The organism is Pseudomonas kuykendallii, from assembly GCF_900106975.1.
Taxonomy (GTDB): Bacteria; Pseudomonadota; Gammaproteobacteria; order Pseudomonadales; family Pseudomonadaceae; genus Pseudomonas_O; species Pseudomonas_O kuykendallii.
Map to the genome: position 1 here is coordinate 840,850 of NZ_FNNU01000001.1, position 24,210 is coordinate 865,059.

The following is a 24,210-nucleotide window of genomic DNA, read 5'->3' on the forward strand; positions in this document are numbered from 1 at the left end:
GGGGCCTCGTTGGCACCGGGCGGTTCGCGGTCGCGACTGCCCGGCGGTTACGCCTTCGTATCAGCCTTTCTTGAACGCCAGGCGCCACTGGTGCAGCAGCGGCTCGGTGTAGCCGCTGGGTTGCTCGCGGCCCTTGAACACCAGGTCACAGGCGGCGCGGAAGGCGAAGGACTTGCCGAAGTCGGCGGCCATTGGCGTGTACAGCGGATCGCCGGCGTTCTGCCCGTCGACCACTTTGGCCATGCGCTCCAGCGTTTCGCGCACCTGCGCTTCGCCAACTACCCCGTGGTGCAGCCAGTTGGCGATGTGCTGGCTGGAGATACGCAGCGTGGCGCGGTCTTCCATCAGGCCGACGTCATGGATGTCCGGCACCTTGGAGCAGCCGACGCCCTGTTCGACCCAGCGCACCACGTAGCCGAGGATGCCCTGGCAGTTGTTGTCCAGCTCCTGCTGGATGTCCGCGGCGCTCCAGTTGCGCTCGGCGGCCACCGGCACGCTGAGCAGGCCGGCGAGCAGGTCGTCGCGCTGGCTGGCGAGGTCGATCTTCTCCAGCTCCTGCTGCACGGCCTGTACGTCCACCTGGTGGTAGTGCAGCGCGTGCAGGGTGGCGGCGGTCGGCGACGGCACCCAGGCGGTGTTGGCGCCGGATTTCGGATGGCCGATCTTCTGTTCCAGCATGGCTGCCATCAGGTCCGGCATCGCCCACATGCCCTTGCCGATCTGCGCGCGACCGCGCAGGCCGCAGGACAGCCCGACCAGCACGTTGTTGCGCTCGTAGGCCTGAATCCAGGCGCTGCCTTTCATGTCGCCCTTGCGCAGCATCGCGCCGGCTTCCATGGCGGTGTGCATCTCGTCGCCGGTGCGGTCGAGGAAGCCGGTGTTGATGAACGCCACGCGGTCGCCCGCCTCGGCGATGCAGGCCTTGAGGTTGACGCTGGTGCGCCGCTCCTCGTCCATGATGCCCATCTTCAGGGTGTGGCGCGGCAGGCCGAGGAGGTCCTCGACGCGGCCGAACAGCTCGTTGGCGAAGGCCACTTCGGCCGGGCCGTGCATCTTCGGCTTGACGATGTAGACGCTGCCGCTGCGCGAGTTGCCGCGGCGCTGGAGGTCGTGCAGCGCGATCAGGCTGGTGAACACGCCGTCGAGGATGCCTTCCGGCACCTCGTTGCCCTCGCCGTCAAGGACCGCGGTGTTGGTCATCAGGTGGCCGACGTTGCGGATGAACAGCAGCGAGCGGCCATGCAGGGTCAGGCTGGAACCGTCGGCGGCGGTGTACTCGCGGTCGGGGTTGAGGCGGCGGGTGACGCGCTTGCCGCCCTTGTCCAGTTCCTCGACCAGGTCGCCCTTCATCAGGCCCAGCCAGTTGCGGTAGACCACCACCTTGTCGTCGGCGTCGACCGCGGCGATGGAGTCCTCGCAGTCCATGATGGTCGTCAGCGCGGCCTCCATCAGCACGTCCTTTACCCCGGCGGCGTCGGTGCGGCCGATGGGGCTGGAGGCGTCGATCTGGATCTCGAAGTGCAGGCCGTTGTTCTTCAGCAGCAGGGCGACCGGCTGGTCGGCGTCGCCCTGGTGACCGATGAACTTCTCGGGCTGCGCCAGGCCGCTGGTGCTGCCGTCCTTCAGTGCGACCTGCAACTGGCCGCCAACCACCTGGTAGCGTTGCGCGTCGGCATGGGAACCCTTGGCCAGCGGCGCGGCCTGGTCGAGGAAGGCCCGCGCGAAGGCGATCACCTTGGCGCCGCGCACTTCGTTGTAGCCCGGGCCCTTGCTGGCGCCGCCGTCCTCGCTGATCGCGTCGGTGCCGTAGAGCGCGTCGTACAGCGAGCCCCAGCGGGCATTGGCGGCGTTCAGCGCATAGCGCGCGTTCATCACCGGCACCACCAGCTGCGGGCCGGCCTGCTCGGCGATCTCGCGGTCGACGTTGGCGGTGCGCGCGGCGACGCTGGCCGGCTGCGGCAGCAGGTAGCCGATGGATTCGAGGAAGCTGCGGTAGGCGGGCAGGTCGTGCACCGGGCCCGGATTGGCCCTGTGCCAGGTGTCCAGCTCCTGTTGCAGGCGGTCGCGCTCGGCGAGCAGCGCGCGGTTCTTCGGCGCGAGGTCATGCACCAGGGCATCGAAGCCGGCCCAGAAGGCGGCGCTGTCGATACCGCTGCCGGGCAGAACTTCGTCGTCGACGAAGCGTTGCAGGTTGGCGGCGACCTGCAGGCGATTGAGGGTTACGCGTTCGGTCATGTTCGGTCTCTCTCTTGTTCGGGTGACGGTTGCAGCCTGTTCATCTATCGCGCGATCTGCGGGGCACGTGCTCTACGCTGGCCGACGCGGGCTGACCGGCGCTGCTCAGAGGGCGGCGATGCCGGCCTTGGCCACTTGCGCGTCCTGGTCGGCCTTGACCCCGGACACGCCGACGGCGCCGACCACCTGGCCTTCCACCAGCACCGGCACGCCGCCTTCGAGCGAGGTCATCAGCGGGGCGGTGACGAAGGCGGTGCGGCCGCCGTTGACCATGTCTTCCAGCGCCTTGGTTTCCTTGCGCGACAGGGCCGAGCTGCGGGCCTTTTCCGGGGCGATGTAGGCGCTGTTCGCCGGCGCGCCGTCGAGGCGTTCCAGCGCCAGCAGGTGGCCGCCGTCGTCGACCACGGCGATGGTCACGGCCCAGCCGTTCTGCTGCGCTTCGTTACGGGCCGCGCTGAGGATGCGGCTGACTTCGGTCTGGCTGAGTACGGCTTTGCTGAGCATGTGGGGCCTCGTTCTTGTTGGGCAGTGGCAACGCGGACAGGATCATCGCTAACCCCGGCCGCGGCGTGGGGGTCGGTTTCTTCAGACCACACCCCGCTGACTTTTGCCGAGCGCGCTCGAAGAAATGATCCGCCGGGTGGGTGATGGGGAAAGGATGGCTCAGCGGGCGACGAGGATGAACAGCTAAAAACTGTTTTCTGTCGATACCGGAAGTATCGACTTACCCTGGCTCAGCGATATCCCAAGATCGGCAGGAAGGGCATTCCAGAGCGCGCGGAGAGGCTCGGTGGATTTCAGGGCGCCATCGCGGGTGAACCATCACGGTATCGGTGCTGGTCGAGCCATTGCACACGTCGTGTTGTCGGACGGGCGCCGTTGTAGCTATCGCCATGTGCAGGACGCCTTCGACGTGCCGCGTCGGTAGTGGGCAATGCCGCCGTACTCGCGCCCGACGGCGTCGGGCCTCGTCATCGCTCCCTCGGCCTTCGAGTCGATATTTTTATTGATGGATGCGAGGATGGATCAGGCCTTGGGCGGGGAAAATGCCCGGAAAAGGGTTTCTATCGATATTGGGAGTATCGAATGAGCCGCTACACCGAATTACACAGCTTCGTTCAGGTCGCCCAGCGCGGCAGTTTCGCCGCGACCGCGCTCAGCGAGGGCGTCACGCCGGCGATCCTCGGCCGCCGGCTGGACGCCCTGGAGCGGCGCCTGGGGGTGAAGCTGATGCACCGCTCGACCCGCGGGCTGACCCTCACCGAGCCCGGCGAGCAGCTGCTGGAGCGCGCCCGCCACCTGCTGCGCGAGTTCGACGAAGTGGAGGCGAGCATCAGCAGCAGTTCGTCGTCGGTCAGCGGCCACCTGGTGGTGTCCGCGCCTGCATCCTTCGGCCGCTTGCACGTCGCGCCCCACGTACTGGCGTTCCAGAAGCTGTTTCCGGAGCTCAAGCTGTCCTTCGATTTCACCGACAGCGTGATCGACCTGATCGGCGAGAACTACGACATGAGCTTGCGCATCGGCGCGGTCACCGACCCCAACTACGTGGCGATCAAGCTGTTCCCCAACCGCCGCGTGGTGTGCGGCACGCCCGGCTACTTCGCCGAGCACGGCCGGCCGGAAACCCTCGAGGACCTGGCCCGGCACAACTGCCTGGCGTTCAACCTCAAGGGCGGCCAGCACCGCGGCTGGACCTTCCTGCGCGATGGTCGCCAGGTGGCCGTGAAGGTCGCCGGCAACCTCGCCTGTAACGACGGCGAGCTGCTGTTCGCCTGGATTCGCCAGGGCCTGGGCATCGGCTGGCGCTCGACCTGGGAGATCCACTCGGAGCTGCAGCGCGGCGAACTGGTCACCGTGCTCGACGAATTCGCCCTGCCGGACTACGACATCCAGGCGGTCTACCCGCAGCAACGCTACCTGCCGGCGAAGGTGCGCTGCTTCATCGACTTCCTGAAGGCGCAGTACAACCAGCCCGGCTACTGGGAGCGGCCGCACAGCCTCTGATGCAATGCCCGGTGCGCGCGGCGCACCCTACGGCCGCCCGCGCGGTGGCCTCGTCCGTAGGGTGCGCCATGCGCACCTCGTGCTGCGCTAGTGCAGCGCCTCCTCGACCAGCTCGATCCAGTGCCGCACCGGCGTGCGGCCGGCGCCGTCGAGGTGGGTCTGGCAGCCGATGTTGGCGGTGACGATGACTTCCGGGTTGCCGCTCTCCAGGGCGTTGAGCTTGTTGTCGCGCAGTTGCCTTGACAGCTCCGGCTGGGTGATCGAATAGGTGCCGGCCGAGCCGCAGCAGAGGTGGCCGTCGGGCACCGCGGTGAGGTGGAAGCCGAGCCGCGACAGCACGCCTTCCACCGCGCCGCCGAGCTTCTGCGCATGCTGCAGGGTGCACGGGCAATGGAACGCCAGGCGCCGGTCAGCGTGGATGCCGAGCTTCTCCAGCGGTTCCTCGCGCAGCACTTCGACCAGGTCCCTGGCCAGTTCGCTGACCCGCGCGGCCTTCGCCGCGTAGGCCGGATCGTCACGCAGCAGGTGGCCGTATTCCTTGACGAAGGCGCCGCAGCCGCTGGCGGTCTGCAGGATCGCCTCGGCGCCCGCTTCGATCGCCGGCCACCAGGCGTCGATGTTGCGCCGGGCACGCTCCAGGCCCTTCTCCTGGGCGTTCAGGTGATAGTCCACCGCGCCGCAGCAGCCCGCCTCGCGGGCCGGCTCGACGCTCAGGCCGAGGCGGTCGAGCACCCGCGCGGTAGCGGCGTTGGTGTTTGGCGAAAGCCCCGGCTGCACGCAGCCTTCGAGCATCAGCACGCGCCGCGCATGGCGCGCCAGCGGGTGTGCCTTGGCCGGGCGCGCGTGGCGCGGCAGCTTGTTCTCGAGCGCTTCCGGCAGCAGCGGACGAAATGCCTGGCCGGTGCGGATCAGCGCCTTGAACAGCCCGGCGTGCGGCACCACCGCGCGCAACCCGGCGCGCAGCGCGCGTTCGCCCGGCGAGCGCGGCACCCGCGCCTCGACCGCGGCGCGGCCGATGTCCAGCAGCTTGTGGTACTCGACGCCGGACGGGCAGGTGGTTTCGCAGTTGCGGCAGGTCAGGCAGCGGTCCAGGTGCAGCTGGGTCTTCTCGGTCACCACGTCGGTTTCGAGGAACTGCTTGATCAGGTAGATGCGCCCGCGCGGGCCGTCCAGCTCGTCGCCGAGCAACTGGTAGGTTGGGCAGGTGGCGTTGCAGAAGCCACAGTGCACGCAGCTGCGTAGCACGCGCTCGGCTTCGGCGGCCTGTTCCAGGCGTTTGGCTTGATCGCAGAGATTGGTTTGCACGCGTTAGACCTCGGAATACATCCGCCCGGGATTGAAGATTCCCTGCGGATCGAGCTGAGCCTTGAGCTGGCGGTGATAGCGCATCAGGGGCGCGGCCAGCGGCTGGAAGGGCGTGTCGGTGTGCCCGGCGCTGTAGCAGGTGGCGTGGCCGCCGGCCTCGGCGACGATGGCGCGGATGTGCGCCTCGTCGGCGTCGGACTTCAGCCAGCGCTGGGCGCCGGCCCAGTCGATCAGTTGTTCACCGGGCAGCGCCAGTTCGCCGACGTTGTTCGGCAACGACAGGCGCCACAGCGGACGTTCGTCGGCGAAGAAATCCAGCCGGTGTTCGCGCAGCCGCTCCCAGTAACCGGCGTCGAGCGGGTCGCCGCCGAGGCGGTCGCAGGCCGCCTTCACCGAACCTTCCCCGCCCTCCAGGCGCAGGTGCAGCGCTTGCCCATCATGGCTGGCGGCGCTGATCGGGATCGGCTGCTGGCCCCATTCGGAAAGCCGCGCCAGCGCGCTGCGGGTGTCCATCTGCAGCCGCAGGCTGGTGCACAGGCGCGGCTTGGGCAGCACCTTGAGCGAGACTTCGGTGACCAGCCCGAGGCAGCCGAAGCTGCCGGCCATCAGCCGCGACAGGTCGTAGCCGGCGACGTTCTTCATCACCTCGCCGCCGAAGCGCAGGTGTTTGCCCAGCCCGGTGATGACCCGCGCGCCGAGCACGTAGTCGCGTGCCGAACCTGCCCATGGCCGCCGTGGGCCGGACAACCCGGCGAGCACGGTGCCGCCTACGGTGGCCGCGGCGCCGAACGCGGGCGGCTCGAAGGGCAGCATCTGCCCGGCGGCTTCCAGGGCGGCGCACAGCTCGACGAGCGGGGTGCCGCTGCGCACGCTGATGACCAGCTCGGTGGGGTCGTAGTTGACGATGCCGCGGTGCTCGGCGGTGCTCAGCGCCGTGCCCTGAACCGGACGTCCGAGGAACGCCTTGCTGTTGCCGCCGCGGATCGCCAGCGGGGTGTTGGATGCCAGCGCCTGCTGGACCTCGGCGAGCAGGCGTTCGCCGATGTCGGCGTCGCCGGTTGCGAGTGTTTCGACGCTCATCAGAAACGCTCCAGTTCGGGGAAGGGCAGCTGCCCGGCATGGATGTGCATGGCGCCGAATTCGGCGCAGCGGTGCAGGGTCGGGATGTTCTTGCCGGGGTTGAGCAGGCGCTCGGGGTCGAAGGCCGCCTTCACCGCGTGGAACAGCGTCAGCTCGTCGGAGTTGAACTGCGAGCACATCTGGTTGATCTTCTCGCGCCCGACGCCGTGTTCGCCGGTGATGCTGCCGCCCACCGCCACGCAGAGTTCGAGGATCTTGCCGCCGAGTTCCTCGGCGCGCTCCAGCTCACCGGGCTGGTTGGCATCGAAGAGGATCAGCGGGTGCATGTTGCCGTCGCCGGCATGGAAGACGTTGGCCACGCGCAGGTCGAATTCGCCGGACAGCTCGCCGATGCGCTGTAGCACGCCGGGCAGCTCGCGCCGCGGGATGGTGCCGTCCATGCAGTAGTAGTCCGGCGACAGCCGCCCCACCGCCGGGAAGGCGTTCTTGCGACCGGCCCAGAAGCGCACGCGCTCGGCCTCGTCGCGGGCCAGACGCACTTCGCTGGCGCCGGCCCTTTCCAGCACCGCGCGCACGCGGTCGCAGTCGGCGTGCACGTCGGCTTCGACGCCGTCCAGTTCGCAGAGCAGGATCGCCTCGGCGTCCACCGGGTAGCCGGCGTGGATGAAGTCCTCGGCGGCGCGGATCGCCAGGTTGTCCATCATCTCCAGCCCGCCGGGGATGATGCCCTCGGCGATGATGTCGCCTACCGCGCGCCCGGCGGCTTCCACCGAGGCGAAGCTGGCCAGCAGCACCTTGGCCACCTGCGGTTTGGGCAGCAGCTTGACGGTGACCTCCACCACCACGCCGAGCATGCCCTCGGAGCCGGTGAACAGCGCCAGCAGGTCGAAGCCCGGGCTGTCCAGGGCGTCCGAGCCGAGCGTCATGCGCTCGCCCTCGATGGTGACGATTTCCACGGCGAGCAGGTTGTGCACGGTCAGGCCGTACTTCAGGCAGTGCACGCCGCCGGCGTTCTCGGCGACGTTGCCGCCGATGGAGCAGGCGATCTGCGAGGACGGGTCCGGCGCGTAGTAGAGGTCGTGGGGCGCGGCGGCCTGGGAGATCGCCAGGTTGCGCACGCCGGGCTGCACGCGGGCGCAGCGCCCGGCGGGATCGATCTCGCGGATGCGGTTGAAGCGCGCCATCACCAGCAGGATGCCCTGCTCCAGCGGCAGCGCGCCGCCGGACAGCCCGGTGCCGGCGCCGCGCGCGACCACCGGAACCTTGAGCCGGTTGCACAGCTTGAGCAGGGTTTCGACCTGCTCGATCTGGCGTGGCAGCACCACCAGCATCGGCGTGGTGCGGTAGGCGGAGAGGCCGTCGCACTCGTAGGGCTTGAGGTCTTCGGCGCTGTGCAGGATGTCCAGGTCGGGCAATTGCCGGCGCAGCTCGGTGAGCAGCGCCTGCTTGTCGACCTTCGGTAACGCGCCGTCGACACGCTCGTCGTAGAGGATGTTCATATCAGGCTCGGTCAGCTCTATTGTCGTTGTTGTCTCGCACCGCCCGGTCGAGGTAGGCGCGTATGCGTCGCATGGTGCGCCGGCGTCCGCGCGCACGTCCATCGCCGACAGCACTGGTCCTACCAGTTTTTGCAGGGGCGCCGGGCGTACAGATCGCTGCAAGCCAGGCACAATGGCAGCCAGAGATAACCGGCCGCTCACTCATGACTGGCGGGTTTTATCTGGTCCTACCAGTACGGCGAGGTGAAGGATGCTTACGGAAACGCCCATCGAACGTGCCCAGGTCGCCGACCGGGTCGCCGAGCGCATCGAACGCCTGATCGTCGACGGCGTGCTCAAGGTCGGCCAGGCGCTGCCGTCGGAGCGGCGCCTGTGCGACAAGCTCGGCGTGTCGCGCTCGGCGCTGCGCGAGGGCCTGCGCGTGCTGCGCGGCCACGGCATCATCGAGACCGCCCAGGGCCGCGGCTCGTTCGTCGCCTCGTTGTCCGGCAAGCGCGATGCCACGCCGCTGATGCACCTGTTCAGCTCGCAGCCGCGCACGCTCTACGACCTGCTGGAAGTGCGCGTGCTGCTGGAGGCGGAGTCGGCACGGCTGGCGGCACTGCGGGGCACCGATGCGGATTTCGTCCTGCTCGGCCGGCGCTACGAGGAAATGCTCGCGGCTCACGAAGGCCAGGGCACCGACCCGAGGGAACATGCGCGGCTCGACCACGCCTTCCACCTGGCGATCTGCGAGGCGTCGCACAATCCGGTGCTGGTGCACACGCTGCAATCGCTCACCGACCTGATGCTCAGCACGGTCTATGCCTCGGTGAACAACCTCTACCACCGGCCGTTGCAGAAGCGCCAGATCGACCGCCAGCACGCGCGCCTCTACCAGGCGGTGATCGGCCGCCTGCCCGATCAGGCGCAGCGCGCGGCGCGCGACCATATCCAGAGCATTCGCGACAACCTGCGCGAGATCGAGCAGGAAGAGCAGCGCCTGGTGCGCGCCGGGATGCGCCTGGAAGGATGGGCGTAAGCGCGACACGCCCCGTAGGGTGCGCTGCCCGCACCGTGGGTGACGATACGGTTTCAGGGTTTGGCGCAGATGTGGCGGATGTTTTCGCTGCGCATGGCGCACCCTACGGAATGCGGCGATGGTTCAATTCATGCTCATCCACTGGTCGCTGAGGGTGCGGGTGTTGCGGTCGACCACGGTGGGCGCGTAGGGACGACCGGACACGCTGATCAGCGAGTTGCTCTGGCTGTTGAGGTCCAGCAGCGCGGCGCGGAGGAACTTCCAGCGCGTCTGCAGGCGGGCCAGGGCGGCGGGGTCGCGGGCGGCGAAGGTCTGGATCTCCGCGTCGATGGACGGCACCAGTTGGCGTTCGTCCTGGCCGAGGTAGTTCTCCGGCTGCTCGCGGGCGATCTCGAAGGCGCCGAGGTAGGCGCGGTTGAGGTACTGCACGCCGAGGTACTCCACCTTGGCGGCGACTTCGGTGTGCGGCGCGCCGGGCATCGCGCGGGCGGCGGTGAGGAAGTCGCGCAGGCGCTTGTTCAGCTCCAGCGGATAACCCCAGGGCATGGCGTCCTCCCGGGGGCCGAAGGCTACGCCGCGGCGCAGTTCGGCGACCAGGTCGCGCTGTTCGGCGAGCAGCGCGCTGCTGGGTTCCGGCACGCGGCGCATGGCGGCATCGAGGGCCTTGATGTCCTGTTCGAGGCGTTCGCGGTGCATGTCCTGGAAACCTTCCCCGCGCAGCAGGATGAGGCTCGAGGTGGCGCGTGAAGCGTAGATCTGCACCTGCTCGAGAACCGACAGCTCGGCTTGTGCGGCGGGCGCGGCGGCGGTCGTCAGCCCGGCGAGGAGGGTGCACAGCAGTACGAGGAATGGCTTGGGATTCATTTCCGGAAAGCTCCTGATCTTATTGTTGTGAGCCAGCGCTGCCTCTCTGGGCAGTCGGTGCATAGCCTAACGCCGAAACGGAGTTTTCGGATTGCTCGAAAGTGTGATTTTTACGATCGAACGCGTCGCGCTCGGCGCCATTGCGTGCGCAATCGCGGCGGAATGAGGGGCGAGAGGGGCCGGCGCGGGTTGGCCGGAAGGCCGCGCGCCCGTCTGGCGCGCGGCGGCGGGGCGGTCAGACGTGCTGCACGGCACCGGACGGCGTGAGGACCGCCTTCGGCTTGAAGTACAGGGTTTCGCCGCGGACGAGGCCGGCGAGGCTGCCGTGATCCTTGGCGACTTCCGCCTCGATCAGTTCGTCCTGGCCGTCGACCTGCAGGGTCACGCGGGTGATCGCGCCCAGCGGGCGGATGTCGCGGACCTGCGCGGCGCGGTGCTCGTCCGCGGCCGAGCGCGACAGCGAGACTTCGTGCGGGCGGAACAGCAGGTGGTTGTCCTCGGCCAGTTGCAGGCGGTTGGAATCGCCGAGGAAGTGGTAGACGAACTCGCTGGCGGGCTTCTCGTAGACCTCCGCCGGGGTGCCGATCTGCTCGATCACTCCCTTGTTCATCACCACGATGCGGTCGGCGACTTCCATCGCTTCTTCCTGGTCGTGGGTGACGAACACCGAGGTCAGATGCACCTCTTCGTGCAGGCGTGCCAGCCAGCGCCGCAGCTCCTTGCGCACTTTGGCGTCGAGCGCGCCGAAGGGTTCGTCGAGCAGCAGGATCTTCGGTTCCACCGCCAGCGCGCGGGCCAGGGCGATGCGCTGGCGCTGGCCGCCGGAGAGCTGCTCCGGGTAGCGGTCGGCGAGCCAGTCGAGCTGCACCAGGTTGAGCAGTTCGTGGACCTTGCTGGCGATCACGCTTTCGCTCGGGCGCTGCTTCTTCGGCTTCATGCGCAGGCCGAAGGCGACGTTGTCGAACACCGTCATGTGGCGGAACAGGGCGTAGTGCTGGAAGACGAAGCCGACGTTGCGGTCGCGCACGTCATGGCTGGAAACGTCCTCGCCATGGAACACGATGCTGCCGGTGTCCGGGGTTTCCAGGCCGGCGATGATGCGCAGCAGCGAGGTCTTGCCGCAGCCGGACGGGCCGAGCAGGGCGACCAGCTCGCCGCTGCGGATGTGCAGGTCGATGTTCTTCAGCGCCTGGAAGTTGCCGAAGTGCTTGTTGATGCCACGAATCTCGATGCTCATGTCAGCCTCGTTTGCTGTGCCACGGCGTTGGCCGGGTGACGGCGCGCGGCGCCGGTCGTTTCGTTCGGTATCTGGCGCGCGGTCACTCGTCGTCGCGCACCAGGCTGCGGCTCAGCCGCGATTCGCTCCACTGCCGCAGCAGGAGGATCACCAGCGCCATCGCCAGCAACAGGATCGCCACGCTGAACGCGGCGACTATGTTGTATTCGTTGTAGAGAATCTCGATGTGCAGCGGCAGCGTGTTGGTCATCCCGCGAATGTGTCCGGAGACCACCGACACCGCGCCGAACTCGCCCATCGCCCGGGCCGTGCAGAGTACCACGCCGTAGATCAGCGCCCATTTCACGTTGGGCAGGGTGACGTGCCAGAACATCTGCCAGCCGTTCGCGCCGAGCAGCCGCGCGGCCTCTTCCTCGGTGGTGCCCTGTTCCTCCATCAGCGGGATCAGCTCGCGGGCGACGAAGGGGAAGGTGACGAAAATAGTCGCCAGGACGATCCCCGGCACGGCGTAGACGATCTGCAGGTCATGCGCCTGGAGGAACGGGGCGAAGACGCCCTGCGAACCGAACAGCAGCACGTAGATCAGGCCGGCGACCACCGGCGAGACCGAGAACGGCATGTCGATCAGGGTGATCAGCAGGCTCTTGCCGCGGAACTCGAACTTGGTCACGCACCAGGCCGCGGCGACGCCGAACACCAGGTTCAGCGGCACCGAGATGCCCGTGGCCAGCAGGGTCAGCTTGAGGGCGGAGATCGCGTCCGGTTCGCTGATCGCGTTCCAGAACACGTCCAGCCCGCGTTGCAGGCCCTGGGTGACGACGATGTACAGCGGCAGCAGCAGGACCACCGCGAAGATGATCCAGGCCAGGCCGATCAGGATCAGCGCGGCGGGCGTGCGCTGCACGCTGGCGCGCACGGCGCTGTCCTTGGCCAGGGTTGCGCTTGCGATGCTCATCCCGCGCTCCTCAGTTCTGCGGCTGCAGGCGACGCTGCAGCAGGTTGATCAACAGCAGCAGCACGAACGACACCGCCAGCATCAGCACACCGATCCCGGTGGCGCCCTTGTAGTCGTACTGGTCGAGCTTGGAGACGATCAGCAGCGGCAGGATCTCGGTCTTCAGCGGGATGTTGCCGGCGATGAACACCACCGAGCCATACTCGCCGACGCCGCGGGCGAAGGCCAGGGCGAAACCGGTGACCCAGGCCGGCAGCAGGCTCGGCAGCAGCACGTGGCGGAATACCTGCAAGGGGCGCGCGCCCAGGCAGGTCGCCGCTTCCTCGATCTCCTTGGGAATGTCGGCCAGCACCGGCTGCAGGGTGCGCACCACGAAGGGCAGGGTGACGAACACCAGCGCCAGGGTGATGCCCAGCGGGGTGTAGGCGATCTTGAAGGGGAACAGCGAGCCGATCAGCCCGTTGGGCGCGTACAGCGACGTCAGTGCGATGCCGGCCACCGCGGTGGGCAGGGCGAAGGGCATGTCGACCATCGCATCGATGATGCGCCGGCCGGGAAAGCGGTAGCGCACCAGCACCCAGGCCAGCACGGTGCCGAGCACGCCGTTGAGCAGGGCGGCGAACAGCGCGGTGCCGAACGACAGCTTGAGCGAGAACAGCACCTGGCGGCTGCTGATCAGCGACCACCATTGTTCGGCGGTCATCTGCAGGGAATAGATCAGCATGGCGCCGAGGGGGATCAGAACGATCAGCGCGAGGTAGCTGATGGTGTAACCCAGCGTCAGCCCGAAGCCGGGTATGACCGGGGAGGTTCGGTGGGACATGTGGCGTCCTTGGGTAAGGTATCGATGCGTGGTGCGGAGCGTGCGATGCCCGATGAGCCGCCGGCGGGTTACGCGGCGCCCGTCCCTGCGAAGGACGGGGCTGTCGCGGACCCGCCGCTAACCCACCCTACTGATTGATCTTCTTGAAGATGTCGTCGAACACGCCGCCATCATCGAAGAACTTGGGTTGAGCCTGCTTCCAGCCGCCGAACTCCTTGTCGATGGTCACCAGTTCGAGCTGGGCGAACTTGTCCTTGAATTCGGCCGCGACCTTGGCATCGCGGGGACGGTAGAAGTTCTTCGCCGCGATGCGCTGGCCTTCTTCGCTGTAGAGGTATTGCAGGTAGGCGTCGGCGACCTTGCGGGTGCCCTTGCGATCGACGTTGGCGTCGACCACCGAAACCGGCGGCTCGGCGAGGATCGACAGCGACGGGGTGACGATTTCCAGCTGGTCGCCGCCTTCCTCGGCGAGCGACAGGTAGGCCTCGTTCTCCCAGGCCAGCAGCACGTCGCCGAGCTGGCGCTGGACGAAGCTGATGGTCGCGCCGCGGGCGCCGGTATCGAGCACCGGGGCGTGGCGGTAGAGCTCGGTGACGAACTCCAGGGCCTTGTCATCGCTGCCGTACTTTTTCTTCGCGTAGGCCCAGGCGGCGAGGAAGTTCCAGCGCGCGCCGCCGGAGGTTTTCGGGTTCGGGGTGATCACCTCGACGCCGCTCTTCACCAGGTCGTCCCAGTCCTTGATGTGTTTCGGGTTGCCCTTGCGCACCAGGAACACGATGGTCGAGGTGTACGGCGTGCTGTTCTGCGGCAGGCGCGCCTGCCAGTTGGGGTCGATCAGCGGCTTGAGCAGGTTCAGCGCGTCGATGTCGCCGGACAGCGCCAGGGTCACCACGTCGGCCTGCAGGCCGTCGATCACCGCGCGAGCCTGTTTGCCCGAACCGCCGTGGGATTGCTTGATGACCACGTCTTCGCCGGTCTCGGCCTTCCAGTGCTTGGCGAAGGCGGCGTTGTACTCGACGTACAGCTCGCGGGTAGGGTCGTAGGAGACGTTGAGCAGTTCGGTGGCGGCGAAGGACTGCGCGCTGAACAGGGCGCCAGCGATCAGCGCCAGGCTGAACGAACGGATGGATTTGGTCGACATGGTGCGCTCCGAAGCGCGCCGTTCCTGGCGCGCGGATGAATTCTTCAGTGTTGGCTGGTGCGGTTCGATCGGGGTTCAGCGCATTCGCCAGCAACAGCGGCGATAGCCGTGCGGGGACATGCTTCTTCTAATCGTTTTCATGCTCATGCCTCCGGCGGTCCGGTCGGGGTGAATTCAGGCCGGCTTGCCGGAGGACGGCTGCAGGCGGAATTTTTCCTTGCGTTCGATCTGCACGACCTGGGCGTTGTGGACGGTGATTTCCACCGAGCCGAAACGCAGGTCGCGCAGGGCACTCTGGATTTCGCGCAGGATGGTTTGCTCGTCCTGGCCATCGACGCTTCTTATGGTTGCGCTCATGGGTCTTTCCTTCGCTGGGCGCCATGCGATGGCAATGGCGTGGAGCGGAATATAAAGAGGTATTTTTATTCTTAAAAATACCGTTTTAGTATTTTTATATAACCTTTAGAGCGCACGCCGCGTTGCGGCTATTTGGGATTTATAGAATAAGAACATAATCTTTTATTCCTTCATTGCTCGATTCAAGCTGCCTACACTGCCGCCAGAACATTGGAGGCGAACATGCGCAACGAATCGATCCGCTACCTTATCGTGCCCGGCTGGCAGGGCTCCTCGGACGAGCATTGGCAAAGCCATTGGCAGCGCAGCCTGCCGAACAGCGCGCGGGTCGAGCAGGTCGACTGGGAGCGACCGCAACGTGAGGACTGGGTGGCGGCGCTGGAGCGCGAAATCGCCGCCGAACGCACGCCGGTGATGCTGATCGCCCACAGCCTGGGTTGCGTCACCGTCGCGCACTGGGCCGAGCAGGCCTCGCCTGCCCTGCTGCGCCGCGTGCGTGGTGCGCTGCTGGTGGCGCCGGCGGACGTCGAGCGCCCCGGATGCCCGGAAGCGCTGCACAACTTCGCGCCGATTCCCACGCGGCCGCTGCCGTTTCCCAGCCAGCTGATCGGCTCCGACGACGACCCGGCCGCCACCGCCGCCCGCGCGCTGGAGCTGGCGCGTGGCTGGGAATCCGAGGCGAGCATCCTGGTCGGCGCGGGGCACATCAACGTGAAGTCCGGCTACACCCGCTGGGAGCAGGGTTTCGCCTGGCTCTACCGGCTGCAGGCGCGGATCGACCGGCTGGCACGACACAGCGCCTGAGTCCTTCTTTCTTCAATCGAGGCCGCCGCGCCCATGGAAGCCCCGGCGGCCTCGACGTTTCAGGAACAATCCCATGCACGACGACCTGCGCCAGCCGCTGCTGGCTTTCCCCGATGCCGAAAAGAACCCGCTGAGCATTCGCGCCAAGGCGCTGGTGTTCATCGATCCGCGCTCGCGGCAGCTGCGCGAACGCGTCGAGCAGCTCGCCGACAGCGAACTGCCGGTGCTGATCCGCGGCGAAACAGGTACCGGCAAGGAGCTGCTGGCGCGTTACATCCACCGCAGCAGCGAGCGCCAGGGGCTGTTCGTCGCGGTCAACTGCGAAGCGCTGAGCCCGACCTACGGTGAGGCCGAGCTGTTCGGCCATGCGCCGGGCGCCCACACCGGCGCGGCCAGCAGCCGCGCCGGCTGGTTCGGCTCGGCGACCGGCGGCACGCTGTATCTGGACGAGATCGGCGACCTGCCGCTGGCCTTGCAGGGCAAGCTGCTGGCCGCGCTGGAGACCCGCGAGGTGATCCGCGTCGGCGCGCGCCAGCCGAGTCCGGCGGACGTGCGCCTGGTCGCCGCCACCAGCATCGACCTGGGCCAGGCCGTTGCCGCCGGCAAGTTCAACGAGCGCCTCTACCACTACCTGGGCGACGGCTATGTGCACCTGCTGCCGTTGCGCGAACGGCCCGGCGACATCCTCGCCCTGGGCGAGTACTTCCTCGGCACCTACGCCCAGCGCCTCGGCCTTGCGCTGCCGCAGTTCGCCCAGTCCGCGCGTGAGGCGCTGGAGCAGCACGACTGGCCGGGCAACACCCGCGAGCTGGAGAGCGTCATCCACTTCGCACTGCTGGTCAGCAGCGGCGCGGAGATTCTCGCCGAGCACCTGAACCTGCCCGCGCCCTGCGGATTGGCGCGTCTCGAACGGCAGCTGCAGCTTGCCAGCGAGGACCCGCAGACGCGTGTTGCGCTGTTCGATCTGCTGCGCCGGGTGCTGGCGGACGAGCCGCGCGCCCGGCCATAACCTTATGCGCTAATCGTATTTATATCCGCCATTCTTATTCACTTATAGTCGTCACTCGCGTACCTGCCGGCCAACCGGCGCGCCGCACATGAAACGAGAAGCCAGGGCGACATCGTCCTGATCCTTTCACTGCGCGCGTCCGTCGCGCCTGCATGGAGAAACATCCATGAACGCGGTAACTGCGGTGGCGACTCCTTCCCCGGAGACCACCTCGCAACACTTCGAAATCCGTCCGCTGGGCCAACTCGGCGCGGAGATCGTCGGCCTCGACCTCGCCCGCCCGCTGAATGACGCGGATTTCGCCCGGGTGCACCGCGCCCACCTCGACCACGGCCTGCTGGTGTTCCGCGACCAGCACATCAGCCCGCAACAGCAGGTCGATTTCAGCCGCCGTTTCGGCCCGCTGCAGATCCACGTGCTCAAGCAGTTCCTGCTGGCCGGGCACCCGGAAGTCTTCATCATTTCCAACATCGTCGAGAACGGCCAGCCGATCGGCCTGGGCGATGCCGGCAAGTTCTGGCACTCGGACCTGTCCTACAAGGAATTCCCCAGCCTGGGCTCGATGCTCTACGCCCAGGAGCTGCCGGAAGAGGGCGGCGACACCCTGTTCGCCAGCCAGCAGCTGGCCTACGAGACCCTGCCGGCGGAGCTGGCCCGCGCGATCCAGGGCAAACGCGCGGCGCACCTCTACACGGCGCGCTACGCCGATGAAGTGTTCAAGGGCATTCGCCGGCCGACGCTGACCGCGGCGCAGCTCGCCGAGGTCACGGCGGTGGTCCATCCGGTGGTGCGCACGCACCCGGAAACCGGGCGCAAGGGCCTGTTCGTCAACGAGAACTTCACCACCCATATTCTCGATGTCCCCGAGGACGAGAGCCGGCAGATCCTCGCCGAGCTGTACACCCACAGCGCGCGCCCGGAGTTCATCCATCGCCACGTCTGGCAGCCGCACGACATGGTGTTCTGGGACAACCGTTCGCTGATCCACCTCGCCACCGGTTGCCCGAGCCACCTGCGCCGGCGCATGCACCGCACCACCATCCAGGGCGATGTGCCGTTCTGAACGGCGCGCCTCCTCAGCCCCCACCCAGTAAAGGAAATCCGATGAACGCCGTCCTGCAAGGCCACACGGCCAGCGCTTCGGCACTGGCAGCACTGCTGCACGTGGACAAGGTCAGCCTGGAATACAAGACCCCGCAGCGCGTGGTGCGGGCCACCCATGAAGTGAGTTTCGACGTCTATCCGGGCGACCGTTTCGTCCTGCTCGGCCCGTCCGGTTGCGGCAAGTCGACCCTGCTCAAGTCGGTCGCCGGCTTCATCGAGCCGAGCGACGGGGAAATCCGCCTCGACGGCCAGCGCGTCAGCGAGCCGGGCCCCGACCGCATCGTGGTGTTCCAGGAATTCGACCAACTGCCGCCGTGGAAGACGGTGAAGCAGAACGTCATGTTCCCGCTGCTCGCCTCGCGCACCCTCAAGCGCCGCGAGGCCGAGGAGCGCGCGTTGCACTACCTGGAGAAGGTCGGCCTGGCCGCCTTCGCCGACGCCTACCCGCACACCCTTTCCGGCGGCATGAAGGCGCGCGTCGCCATCGCCCGCGCGCTGGCCATGCAGCCGAAGATCCTGCTGATGGACGAGCCGTTCGCCGCGCTCGATGCGCTGACCCGCCGCAAGATGCAGGAAGAGCTGCTGCAGCTGTGGGACGAAGTGCGCTTCACCCTGCTGTTCGTCACCCACTCCATCGAGGAGGCGCTGGTGGTGGGCAACCGCATCCTGCTGCTCTCGCCGCATCCGGGGCGCGTGCGGGCGGAGATCAACGCGCACCCATTCGACCTGAACAGCCTGGGCGGCGTCGACTTCCAGCACACCGCGCAGCGCATTCACCGGCTGCTGTTCGATGAAGACGGCGAGCTACAGGTCGAGCCCGACCTGCGCTTCCAGGACATCCGCATTTCCAACTGACACGGGAGCACCACCATGAAACTGATCCCGCCCGTGCGCGAGGAATACGAAATCACCCTGGCGCCGCTGGTCGGCCTGCCGCTGGAGCGCGAGCTGCCGCTGGTGCAACGCCTGTGGCAACAGGGCTGGCTGCGCAAGACGCTGATCCTGGTGCTGCTGGCCGTGCTCTGGGAGGTGGTCGCGCGCTACCAGGCCAACGACCTGATGCTGCCGAGCTTCCTGCAGACCGCCCGCGCCTTCTTCGAAGACATGGCCAGCGGCGTGCTGATCGAGCGCGTCGGGATTTCCCTGTCGATCCTGTTCAAGGGTTACCTGATCGGCATCGTCCTGGCGTTCGGCCTGACCACCCTGGCGGTGTCGACCCAGCTCGGCCGCGACCTGCTCAGCACCCTGACGTCGATGCTCAACCCGCTGCCGCCGATCGCGCTGCTGCCGCTGGCGCTGCTCTGGTTCGGCCTCGGCCAGGCCAGCCTGGTCTTCGTGCTGGTGCATTCGGTGCTCTGGCCGCTGGCGCTGAACACCTACGCCGGCTTCCTCGGCGTCTCGGAAACCCAGCGCATGGCCGGGCGCAACTACGGCCTGCGCGGGCTGCGTTTCGTCCTGCTGATCCTGGTACCGGCGGCGCTGCCGTCGATCCTCGCCGGGCTGAAGATCGGCTGGGCCTTCGCCTGGCGCACGCTGATCGCCGCCGAACTGGTGTTCGGTGCCTCCAGCGGCAAGGGCGGGCTGGGCTGGTACATCTTCCAGAACCGCAACGAGCTGTACACCGACAAGGTTTTCGCCGGGCTGGTCGCGGTGATCCTGATCGGCCTGGTGGTGGAGAACCTGGTGTTCGCCACCCTGGAGCGAGTCACCGTGAAGCGCTGGGGAATGCAGCGCGGTTAATCGCGCCGTAGGGTGGATCGGGGCGCGTAGCTGACGCTCTTTGCATCCACCAGGCGGAGGTCGGGCTGGGACAGCCCCCCGGTGGATCGATGAAGCACGATCCACCCTACGGCGCATGTAGGTGGATAACGCTCTTTTTATCCACCGGGCGGAGGCTTGGCTGGCTCGCCACCCGATGGGCCGCCAAAGCGTGATCCGCCTTGCCAGAGTTCTCCGAGACCGGGCCGCCGGATCGGCCTTTGCCAACACCGAAATCCGGCCGTCAGCGGCCACTACCTTTTTGGGGACACCATGAACCATCGCATCCGCAACACCCTGCTGGCCGCCGCGTTGCTGGCGCCGGCGCTGGCCCAGGCCGAAGGCAGCATCAGCATCGCCCAGCAGTTCGGCATCGGCTACCTGATCCTCGACGTGGTCAAGGAACAGAAGCTGATCGAGAAACACGGCAAGGCCTTGGGCCTGGACAACGTCGAGGTCGACTGGCGGACCATTTCCGGCGCCACCGCGATGAACGAGGCGCTGCTGGCCAACGCCCTGGACGTGGTCTCGGCCGGCGTGCCGCCGATGCTCACCGTGTGGGACCGCACCCGCGGCAAGCAGAACGTCAAGGCCATCGCCTCGCTGGGTTCGATGCCCAACTACCTGCTAAGCAACCGTGCCGAGGTGAAGACCCTCGACGACCTCTCCGACAAGGACCGCATCGCCGTGCCGGCCGCGGGCGTCGGCTTCCAGTCGCGCACCCTGCAGATCGAGACCGCCAAGCGCTACGGCAACGCCGATTTCCAGCGCTTCGACAAGATATCCGTAAGCCTGCCGCACCCGGACGCCACCGCCGCGCTGCTGGCCGGCGGCTCGGAGATCAGCGCGCATTTCTCCAGCCCGCCGTTCCAGTATCAGGCGCTGGAAAACCCCAAGGTGCACAAGCTGATCAGCTCCTACGACATCCTCGGCGGCCAGGCCACCTTCAACGTGCTCTACACCACGCAGAAATTCCACGATGAGAATCCGAAGACCTACAAGGCCTTCTATGACGCCCTCGTCGAGGCCTCGCGGATCATCAAGGCGGATAAGGCCAAGGCCGCGCAGACCTACATCGACGTCGAGCAATCCAAGCTGCCGCTGGCCTTCGTGCAGAAGATCGTCGAAGACCCGGAGATCGACTTCACCGTCTCCCCGGAACGCACCTTCATCTACGCCGAGAAACTCAACGAGCTGGGCGTGCTGAAGAACAAGGCGGCGTCCTGGAAGGACTATTTCTTCGAGGAAGCCCACGTCAATCCGGGCAGCTGATCGGTCCCGCCTGCTGACGAACCGCCGCGTTCGCGCGGCGGTTCGAGGATGAACAGCCATGCCCTACAGTTACCTGTCGCACCTCTACTGCCCGAAGACCGGCGAGCGCTACCCGGCCGACCGCATCCAGCAACTCAGCCGCGTCGGCGCGCCGCTGCTGGTGGCCTATGACCTCGACGCCCTGAAACGGGCGCTCAAGCCGAGCGACCTGATCGGCCGCGAAGCCAGCCTGTGGCGCTACCACGAACTGCTGCCGGTGCTCGACGAAGCCAACCGGGTCAGCCTCGGCGAAGGCTTCACGCCCTTGCTGCGCTTGCCGCGGATGGGCGCCGAGCTGGGCATCGACGACCTCTGGATGAAGGACGAGGGGATCATCCCCAGCGGCTCGTTCAAGGCACGCGGCGCCGCGGTCGGCGTGTCCAAAGCGAAGGAGCTCGGCGTGCGCGCGCTGGCCATGCCGACCAACGGCAACGCCGGTGCGGCCTGGTCGCTGTACGCCGCGCGCGCCGGCATCCAGGCCACCATCGTCATGCCGCAGGACGCGCCGTTGATCACCCGCAACGAAACCGCCGCCTCCGGGGCGCAGCTGTTCCTCGTCGACGGGCTGATCTCCGATGCCGGCCGCCAGGTCGCCCAGGCGGTGGCGGAAGGCGGGCTGTACGACGCCTCGACGCTCAAGGAGCCGTACCGCATCGAGGGCAAGAAGACCATGGGCCTGGAGATCGCCGAGCAGTTCGGCTGGCGCTTGCCCGAGGTGATTCTCTACCCCACCGGCGGTGGCGTCGGCCTGATCGGCGTGCACAAGGCGTTCAAGGAGTTGCGCGAGCTGGGCTGGATTTCCGCCGACCAGCCGCTGCCGCGCCTGGTCGCGGTGCAGGCCAGCGGGTGCGCGCCGATCGTCCGCGCCTGGGAAGCACGCGCGGCGGCCTCGGAGTTCTGGGCCGCGTCCAGCACCGTGGCGTTCGGCATCAACGTGCCCAAGGCGCTGGGCGACTTCCTCGTCCTCGAAGCGCTGTACGAGACCGACGGCTACGCCATCGCGGTGGACGACGCCGACCTGCTTGCCGAGCAGCGCCGCGTCGCGCAAACCGAGGGCGCGTTCATCTGCCCGGAAGGCGCCGCGCTGTTCGCCGCCGCCCGCCAGCTGCGCGAGGCCGGCTGGATCAGGGCCGGCGAGCGCGTGGTGGCGCTGAACACCGGCGCCGGGATCAAGTACCCCGACACCCTCAGCGTCGAGGTGCCGCTGCTGCAGCCGGACGATCGCCTGCCACGTTGATGCCGCTCTCGTGGATCAAAGCCCCTTCGCGCAGGCGCCGGGGCTCTTTCATTTCGCGACTTTATCAATGCGTATTGGAATAACAAAATAAAAAAACAATATTTTAATGGAATAAAGAATCCGGCTAGTCTCGCCACACCCAGCCGTATCCGGCCGGGAATCCGTCTTTCGCGCGCGCTGAGATCCAGCGCCGCGACAACGCCCAATGGAAGAGCGACCCGAATGAAAAAGACCCTGCTTGTGACGGCACTTGCCGCTGCCCTGACCACCCAATTCGCCCACGCCCTGGAAAAACTCACCGTCGCCGCCACGCCGATTCCCCACGCGGAAATTCTCGAACTGGTGAAACCCCAGTTGGCCAAGGAAGGCGTCGACCTCGAGGTCAAGGTCTTCACCGATTACGTGCAGCCGAATGTGCAGGTGGAAGAGAAACGCCTCGACGCCAACTACTTCCAGACCAAGCCCTACCTGGACAACTTCAACGCCGGCAAGGGGACTCACCTGGTGATCGTCGAGGGTGTGCACGTCGAGCCTTTCGGCGGCTACTCGAAGAAGTACAAGAGCCTCGCCGAGCTGCCGGACGGCGCCACCATCGCCATCCCCAACGAAGGCAGCAACAGCGGCCGCGCCCTGCTGCTGCTGCAGAAGAACGGCGAGCTGAAACTCAAGGACCCCAGCAACGCCCTGGCCACGCCGAAGGACATCGCCGAGAACCCCAAGCACTTCAAGTTCAAGGAACTGGAGTCGGCCCTGCTGCCGCGCGTGCTGGACCAGGTCGACCTGGCGCTGATCAACACCAACTACGCCCTCGAAGCCGGTCTCAACCCGAGCAAGGACGCGCTGCTGATCGAAGACAAGAGCTCGCCCTACGTGAACTACCTGGTCGCCCGTCCGGACAACAAGGACAGCGCTGCGATCCAGAAGCTGGCCAAGGCGCTGAACAGCCCCGAGGTCAAAGCCTTCATCGAGAAGAAGTATGAAGGCGCGGTGATTCCGGCGTTCTGATCTCTTCCCCTGGCTGCTAGCCACGAGTGTGCGGGTCCGCCCGCGCCTCTTTTCCAACGCCGACAGCGGAATGTGTCGGCGTTTTTTTTTGCCTGGGAAAACGTGAGTGTCGTTCGCCCGGCGTGCGCCGGGCGAAGGTTGGCGACTCAGCTCTGCGCGGCGCGCAGCGGCAACTGGTCGTTGGCGATGGCTTCGCCGAAGGGGCTGATCAGGTTGGCGCCGAGTTTTTCCTGGAGCGGCAGCGGCAGCAGCGGGAACACCAGCTCGGCGAAACGGTAGGCCTCTTCCAGATGCGGGTAGCCGGAGAGCACGAAGGTGTCGGCGCCCAGCTCGGCGTATTCCAGCAGGCGGTCGGCGACCTGCTGCGGGCTGCCTACCAGCGCGGTGCCGGCGCCGCCGCGCACCAGGCCGACGCCGGCCCAGAGGTTGGGGCTGACGACCAGGTCGCCGCGCTTGCCGTTGTTCAGTTCCTGCATGCGCTGCTGGCCGTGGGAATCCATCCGCGCCAGCGAGGCCTGGGCGCGGGCGATGGTGTCGTCGTCGAGGTGGCTGATCAGGCGATCGGCGGCCTGCCAGGCTTCCTGCTCGGTCTCGCGGACGATCACGTGCAGGCGCACGCCGAAACGCACGGTGCGGCCGAGGGCGGCGGCGCGGCGACGGATGTCGGCGAACTTCTTCGCCACTTCTTCGGGTGTTTCACCCCAGGAGATATATAAGTCCACATGTTCGGCGGCCACTTGATGGGCGGCCGGCGAAGAACCCCCGAAGAACAACGGCGGATGCGGTTGCTGCAAGGCGGGGAATATCTGCCGTGCGCCTTTTACCTGAATATGTTCACCGTCGAAGTCCACCGTTTCACCGGCGAAGAGTTTCTTCCACACGCTGAGGAATTCGTCGGCGTGGTCATAACGTTCGTCATGCCCGAGAAAGTTGCCGTCGGCTTCCAGGTCGGACGAGTCGCCGCCGGCCACCACGTTGACCAGCAGGCGTCCGCCGGACAGCCGATCCAGCGTCGCGGCCATGCGCACGTTGGCGGTCACCGAGAAGGTCGCCGGGCGCAGGGCGACCAGGAATTTCAGCGTGCGGGTCACCGGAACCAGGCTGGAAGCCACGATCCACGAGTCCTCGCAGGAACGCCCGGTGGGAATCAGGACGCCGCCGTAGCCGAGCTTTTCCGCCGCCTGGGCGATCTGTTGCAGGTAGGCCTGATCCACGGCGCGTGCCTGATTGGCACTGCCCAGGTAGCGGCCGTCGCCGTGCGTTGGCAGGAACCAGAAAACATTGAGACTCATATTAACTCCCTAGGGTTTGATTATACGGGGAGCCATTCTTTCAATTGGGCGGCGCATTGAAAGTTGATATGTATCAAGTGGAATCTGGCAGGTTCGCCTTTATCAAGATCGTTTTGGCGGAGGCGAATTCAATAGGTAATAAGCGCTCACTTAGGCCTATAAGCTGATA

General features: G+C 66.9%; 22 protein-coding genes. 10 read left to right on the forward strand and 12 right to left on the reverse strand.

Annotated features, from left to right (window positions below):
* Window positions 1–60: 60 nt before the first annotated feature.
* Together BLV15_RS03795 and BLV15_RS03800 are read right to left on the reverse strand one after the other, a co-directional pair.
* A complete protein-coding gene (locus BLV15_RS03795) occupies window positions 61–2,235 on the reverse strand; it encodes a malate synthase G (RefSeq protein ID WP_090224749.1) in 2,175 nt (724 codons plus the stop codon).
* A gap of 105 nt (window positions 2,236–2,340) precedes the next feature.
* Window positions 2,341–2,739, reverse strand: a complete 399-nt coding sequence (locus BLV15_RS03800; protein ID WP_090224751.1) for a heme-binding protein — start codon at window positions 2,737–2,739, stop codon at window positions 2,341–2,343.
* A gap of 582 nt (window positions 2,740–3,321) precedes the next feature.
* On the opposite strand from BLV15_RS03800, the gene BLV15_RS03805 reads away from it, so the two are divergent.
* Window positions 3,322–4,239 carry a LysR family transcriptional regulator gene (locus BLV15_RS03805; protein ID WP_090224752.1) on the forward strand — a complete coding sequence of 306 codons (918 nt, stop codon included), beginning with the start codon at window positions 3,322–3,324 and terminating at the stop codon, window positions 4,237–4,239.
* Between the two features lie 87 nt (window positions 4,240–4,326).
* Here the strand turns inward: BLV15_RS03805 and glcF are convergent, their stop codons facing one another.
* From glcF to glcD, 3 genes are read right to left on the reverse strand one after another with little or no spacing between them, the layout of a single operon-like run.
* Complete coding sequence (glcF, locus tag BLV15_RS03810; protein ID WP_090224754.1) at window positions 4,327–5,544, reverse strand: glycolate oxidase subunit GlcF; 1,218 nt, start codon at window positions 5,542–5,544, stop codon at window positions 4,327–4,329.
* 3 nt (window positions 5,545–5,547) lie between these two features.
* A complete protein-coding gene (glcE, locus tag BLV15_RS03815; RefSeq protein ID WP_090224756.1) occupies window positions 5,548–6,624 on the reverse strand; it encodes a glycolate oxidase subunit GlcE in 1,077 nt (358 codons plus the stop codon).
* On the reverse strand, window positions 6,624–8,123 hold the full coding sequence (gene glcD / locus BLV15_RS03820) for a glycolate oxidase subunit GlcD (protein WP_090224757.1): 1,500 nt from the start codon (window positions 8,121–8,123) through the stop codon (window positions 6,624–6,626). Before glcD ends, glcE begins: the two co-directional genes overlap by 1 nt.
* Window positions 8,124–8,373: 250 nt before the next feature.
* Between glcD and glcC the strand changes: the two genes are divergently transcribed.
* Window positions 8,374–9,144: a transcriptional regulator GlcC gene (gene glcC, locus BLV15_RS03825; RefSeq protein WP_090224759.1), complete on the forward strand. Its 771-nt coding sequence runs from the start codon at window positions 8,374–8,376 to the stop codon at window positions 9,142–9,144.
* Between the two features lie 123 nt (window positions 9,145–9,267).
* Here glcC and BLV15_RS03830 read toward each other — a convergent pair whose 3' ends face one another.
* The 6 genes from BLV15_RS03830 to oscA all read right to left on the reverse strand — a co-directional run bounded on the left by BLV15_RS03830 (window position 9,268) and on the right by oscA (window position 14,521).
* Complete coding sequence (locus tag BLV15_RS03830) at window positions 9,268–10,008, reverse strand: hypothetical protein (protein ID WP_090224761.1); 741 nt, start codon at window positions 10,006–10,008, stop codon at window positions 9,268–9,270.
* 235 nt (window positions 10,009–10,243) lie between these two features.
* A complete protein-coding gene (locus tag BLV15_RS03835; protein WP_090224762.1) occupies window positions 10,244–11,245 on the reverse strand; it encodes a sulfate/molybdate ABC transporter ATP-binding protein in 1,002 nt (333 codons plus the stop codon).
* Window positions 11,246–11,327: 82 nt separating this feature from the next.
* Window positions 11,328–12,200, reverse strand: a complete 873-nt coding sequence (cysW, locus tag BLV15_RS03840) for a sulfate ABC transporter permease subunit CysW (RefSeq protein ID WP_090224764.1) — start codon at window positions 12,198–12,200, stop codon at window positions 11,328–11,330.
* Between the two features lie 10 nt (window positions 12,201–12,210).
* A complete protein-coding gene (gene cysT / locus BLV15_RS03845) occupies window positions 12,211–13,023 on the reverse strand; it encodes a sulfate ABC transporter permease subunit CysT (protein ID WP_090224766.1) in 813 nt (270 codons plus the stop codon).
* 127 nt (window positions 13,024–13,150) lie between these two features.
* Window positions 13,151–14,164 (reverse strand): sulfate ABC transporter substrate-binding protein, encoded by a 1,014-nt coding sequence (locus BLV15_RS03850; RefSeq protein WP_090224767.1) that lies wholly within the window; start codon window positions 14,162–14,164, stop codon window positions 13,151–13,153.
* Window positions 14,165–14,338: 174 nt separating this feature from the next.
* Window positions 14,339–14,521, reverse strand: coding sequence for a sulfur starvation response protein OscA (gene oscA / locus BLV15_RS03855; protein ID WP_090224769.1), 183 nt, complete (start codon window positions 14,519–14,521; stop codon window positions 14,339–14,341).
* Window positions 14,522–14,743: 222 nt separating this feature from the next.
* Here oscA and BLV15_RS03860 point away from each other — a divergent pair, with 222 nt between their 5' ends.
* The 8 genes from BLV15_RS03860 to BLV15_RS03895 all read left to right on the forward strand — a co-directional run bounded on the left by BLV15_RS03860 (window position 14,744) and on the right by BLV15_RS03895 (window position 22,749).
* Complete coding sequence (locus BLV15_RS03860) at window positions 14,744–15,325, forward strand: alpha/beta hydrolase (protein WP_090224771.1); 582 nt, start codon at window positions 14,744–14,746, stop codon at window positions 15,323–15,325.
* Between the two features lie 73 nt (window positions 15,326–15,398).
* On the forward strand, window positions 15,399–16,334 hold the full coding sequence (locus BLV15_RS03865) for a sigma 54-interacting transcriptional regulator (protein WP_090224772.1): 936 nt from the start codon (window positions 15,399–15,401) through the stop codon (window positions 16,332–16,334).
* A gap of 166 nt (window positions 16,335–16,500) precedes the next feature.
* A complete protein-coding gene (locus BLV15_RS03870) occupies window positions 16,501–17,397 on the forward strand; it encodes a TauD/TfdA dioxygenase family protein (protein WP_090224774.1) in 897 nt (298 codons plus the stop codon).
* A 41-nt stretch (window positions 17,398–17,438) separates the two neighbouring features.
* A complete protein-coding gene (locus BLV15_RS03875) occupies window positions 17,439–18,293 on the forward strand; it encodes an ABC transporter ATP-binding protein (protein ID WP_090224775.1) in 855 nt (284 codons plus the stop codon).
* A gap of 15 nt (window positions 18,294–18,308) precedes the next feature.
* The gene (locus tag BLV15_RS03880; protein ID WP_090224777.1) at window positions 18,309–19,178 is read left to right on the forward strand and encodes an ABC transporter permease; all 870 of its coding nucleotides are present in this window, start codon (window positions 18,309–18,311) and stop codon (window positions 19,176–19,178) included.
* A gap of 291 nt (window positions 19,179–19,469) precedes the next feature.
* On the forward strand, window positions 19,470–20,468 hold the full coding sequence (locus BLV15_RS03885) for an ABC transporter substrate-binding protein (protein ID WP_090224779.1): 999 nt from the start codon (window positions 19,470–19,472) through the stop codon (window positions 20,466–20,468).
* 58 nt (window positions 20,469–20,526) lie between these two features.
* Window positions 20,527–21,744, forward strand: coding sequence for a threonine synthase (locus BLV15_RS03890; RefSeq protein ID WP_090224780.1), 1,218 nt, complete (start codon window positions 20,527–20,529; stop codon window positions 21,742–21,744).
* 222 nt (window positions 21,745–21,966) lie between these two features.
* A complete protein-coding gene (locus BLV15_RS03895) occupies window positions 21,967–22,749 on the forward strand; it encodes a MetQ/NlpA family ABC transporter substrate-binding protein (RefSeq protein WP_090224782.1) in 783 nt (260 codons plus the stop codon).
* A 146-nt stretch (window positions 22,750–22,895) separates the two neighbouring features.
* Here the strand turns inward: BLV15_RS03895 and ssuD are convergent, their stop codons facing one another.
* Window positions 22,896–24,041, reverse strand: coding sequence for an FMNH2-dependent alkanesulfonate monooxygenase (ssuD, locus tag BLV15_RS03900; RefSeq protein ID WP_090224784.1), 1,146 nt, complete (start codon window positions 24,039–24,041; stop codon window positions 22,896–22,898).
* Window positions 24,042–24,210: the final 169 nt, after the last annotated feature.

What these genes read in the sequence shown, in the direction of transcription:
- BLV15_RS03805 (WP_090224752.1), top strand. Translation starts at nt 3,322, where the DNA reads ATGAGCCGCTACACCGAATTACACAGCTTCGTTCAGGTCGCCCAGCGC.
- BLV15_RS03795 (WP_090224749.1), bottom strand. Translation starts at nt 2,235, where the DNA reads ATGACCGAACGCGTAACCCTCAATCGCCTGCAGGTCGCCGCCAACCTG.
- glcD (WP_090224757.1), bottom strand. Translation starts at nt 8,123, where the DNA reads ATGAACATCCTCTACGACGAGCGTGTCGACGGCGCGTTACCGAAGGTC.
- ssuD (WP_090224784.1), bottom strand. Translation starts at nt 24,041, where the DNA reads ATGAGTCTCAATGTTTTCTGGTTCCTGCCAACGCACGGCGACGGCCGC.
- BLV15_RS03860 (WP_090224771.1), top strand. Translation starts at nt 14,744, where the DNA reads ATGCGCAACGAATCGATCCGCTACCTTATCGTGCCCGGCTGGCAGGGC.
- BLV15_RS03885 (WP_090224779.1), top strand. Translation starts at nt 19,470, where the DNA reads ATGAACCATCGCATCCGCAACACCCTGCTGGCCGCCGCGTTGCTGGCG.
- glcC (WP_090224759.1), top strand. Translation starts at nt 8,374, where the DNA reads ATGCTTACGGAAACGCCCATCGAACGTGCCCAGGTCGCCGACCGGGTC.
- BLV15_RS03850 (WP_090224767.1), bottom strand. Translation starts at nt 14,164, where the DNA reads ATGTCGACCAAATCCATCCGTTCGTTCAGCCTGGCGCTGATCGCTGGC.
- BLV15_RS03865 (WP_090224772.1), top strand. Translation starts at nt 15,399, where the DNA reads ATGCACGACGACCTGCGCCAGCCGCTGCTGGCTTTCCCCGATGCCGAA.
- BLV15_RS03870 (WP_090224774.1), top strand. Translation starts at nt 16,501, where the DNA reads ATGAACGCGGTAACTGCGGTGGCGACTCCTTCCCCGGAGACCACCTCG.
- oscA (WP_090224769.1), bottom strand. Translation starts at nt 14,521, where the DNA reads ATGAGCGCAACCATAAGAAGCGTCGATGGCCAGGACGAGCAAACCATC.
- glcE (WP_090224756.1), bottom strand. Translation starts at nt 6,624, where the DNA reads ATGAGCGTCGAAACACTCGCAACCGGCGACGCCGACATCGGCGAACGC.
- BLV15_RS03890 (WP_090224780.1), top strand. Translation starts at nt 20,527, where the DNA reads ATGCCCTACAGTTACCTGTCGCACCTCTACTGCCCGAAGACCGGCGAG.
- BLV15_RS03835 (WP_090224762.1), bottom strand. Translation starts at nt 11,245, where the DNA reads ATGAGCATCGAGATTCGTGGCATCAACAAGCACTTCGGCAACTTCCAG.
- BLV15_RS03875 (WP_090224775.1), top strand. Translation starts at nt 17,439, where the DNA reads ATGAACGCCGTCCTGCAAGGCCACACGGCCAGCGCTTCGGCACTGGCA.
- BLV15_RS03895 (WP_090224782.1), top strand. Translation starts at nt 21,967, where the DNA reads ATGAAAAAGACCCTGCTTGTGACGGCACTTGCCGCTGCCCTGACCACC.
- BLV15_RS03830 (WP_090224761.1), bottom strand. Translation starts at nt 10,008, where the DNA reads ATGAATCCCAAGCCATTCCTCGTACTGCTGTGCACCCTCCTCGCCGGG.
- cysT (WP_090224766.1), bottom strand. Translation starts at nt 13,023, where the DNA reads ATGTCCCACCGAACCTCCCCGGTCATACCCGGCTTCGGGCTGACGCTG.
- cysW (WP_090224764.1), bottom strand. Translation starts at nt 12,200, where the DNA reads ATGAGCATCGCAAGCGCAACCCTGGCCAAGGACAGCGCCGTGCGCGCC.
- BLV15_RS03880 (WP_090224777.1), top strand. Translation starts at nt 18,309, where the DNA reads ATGAAACTGATCCCGCCCGTGCGCGAGGAATACGAAATCACCCTGGCG.
- BLV15_RS03800 (WP_090224751.1), bottom strand. Translation starts at nt 2,739, where the DNA reads ATGCTCAGCAAAGCCGTACTCAGCCAGACCGAAGTCAGCCGCATCCTC.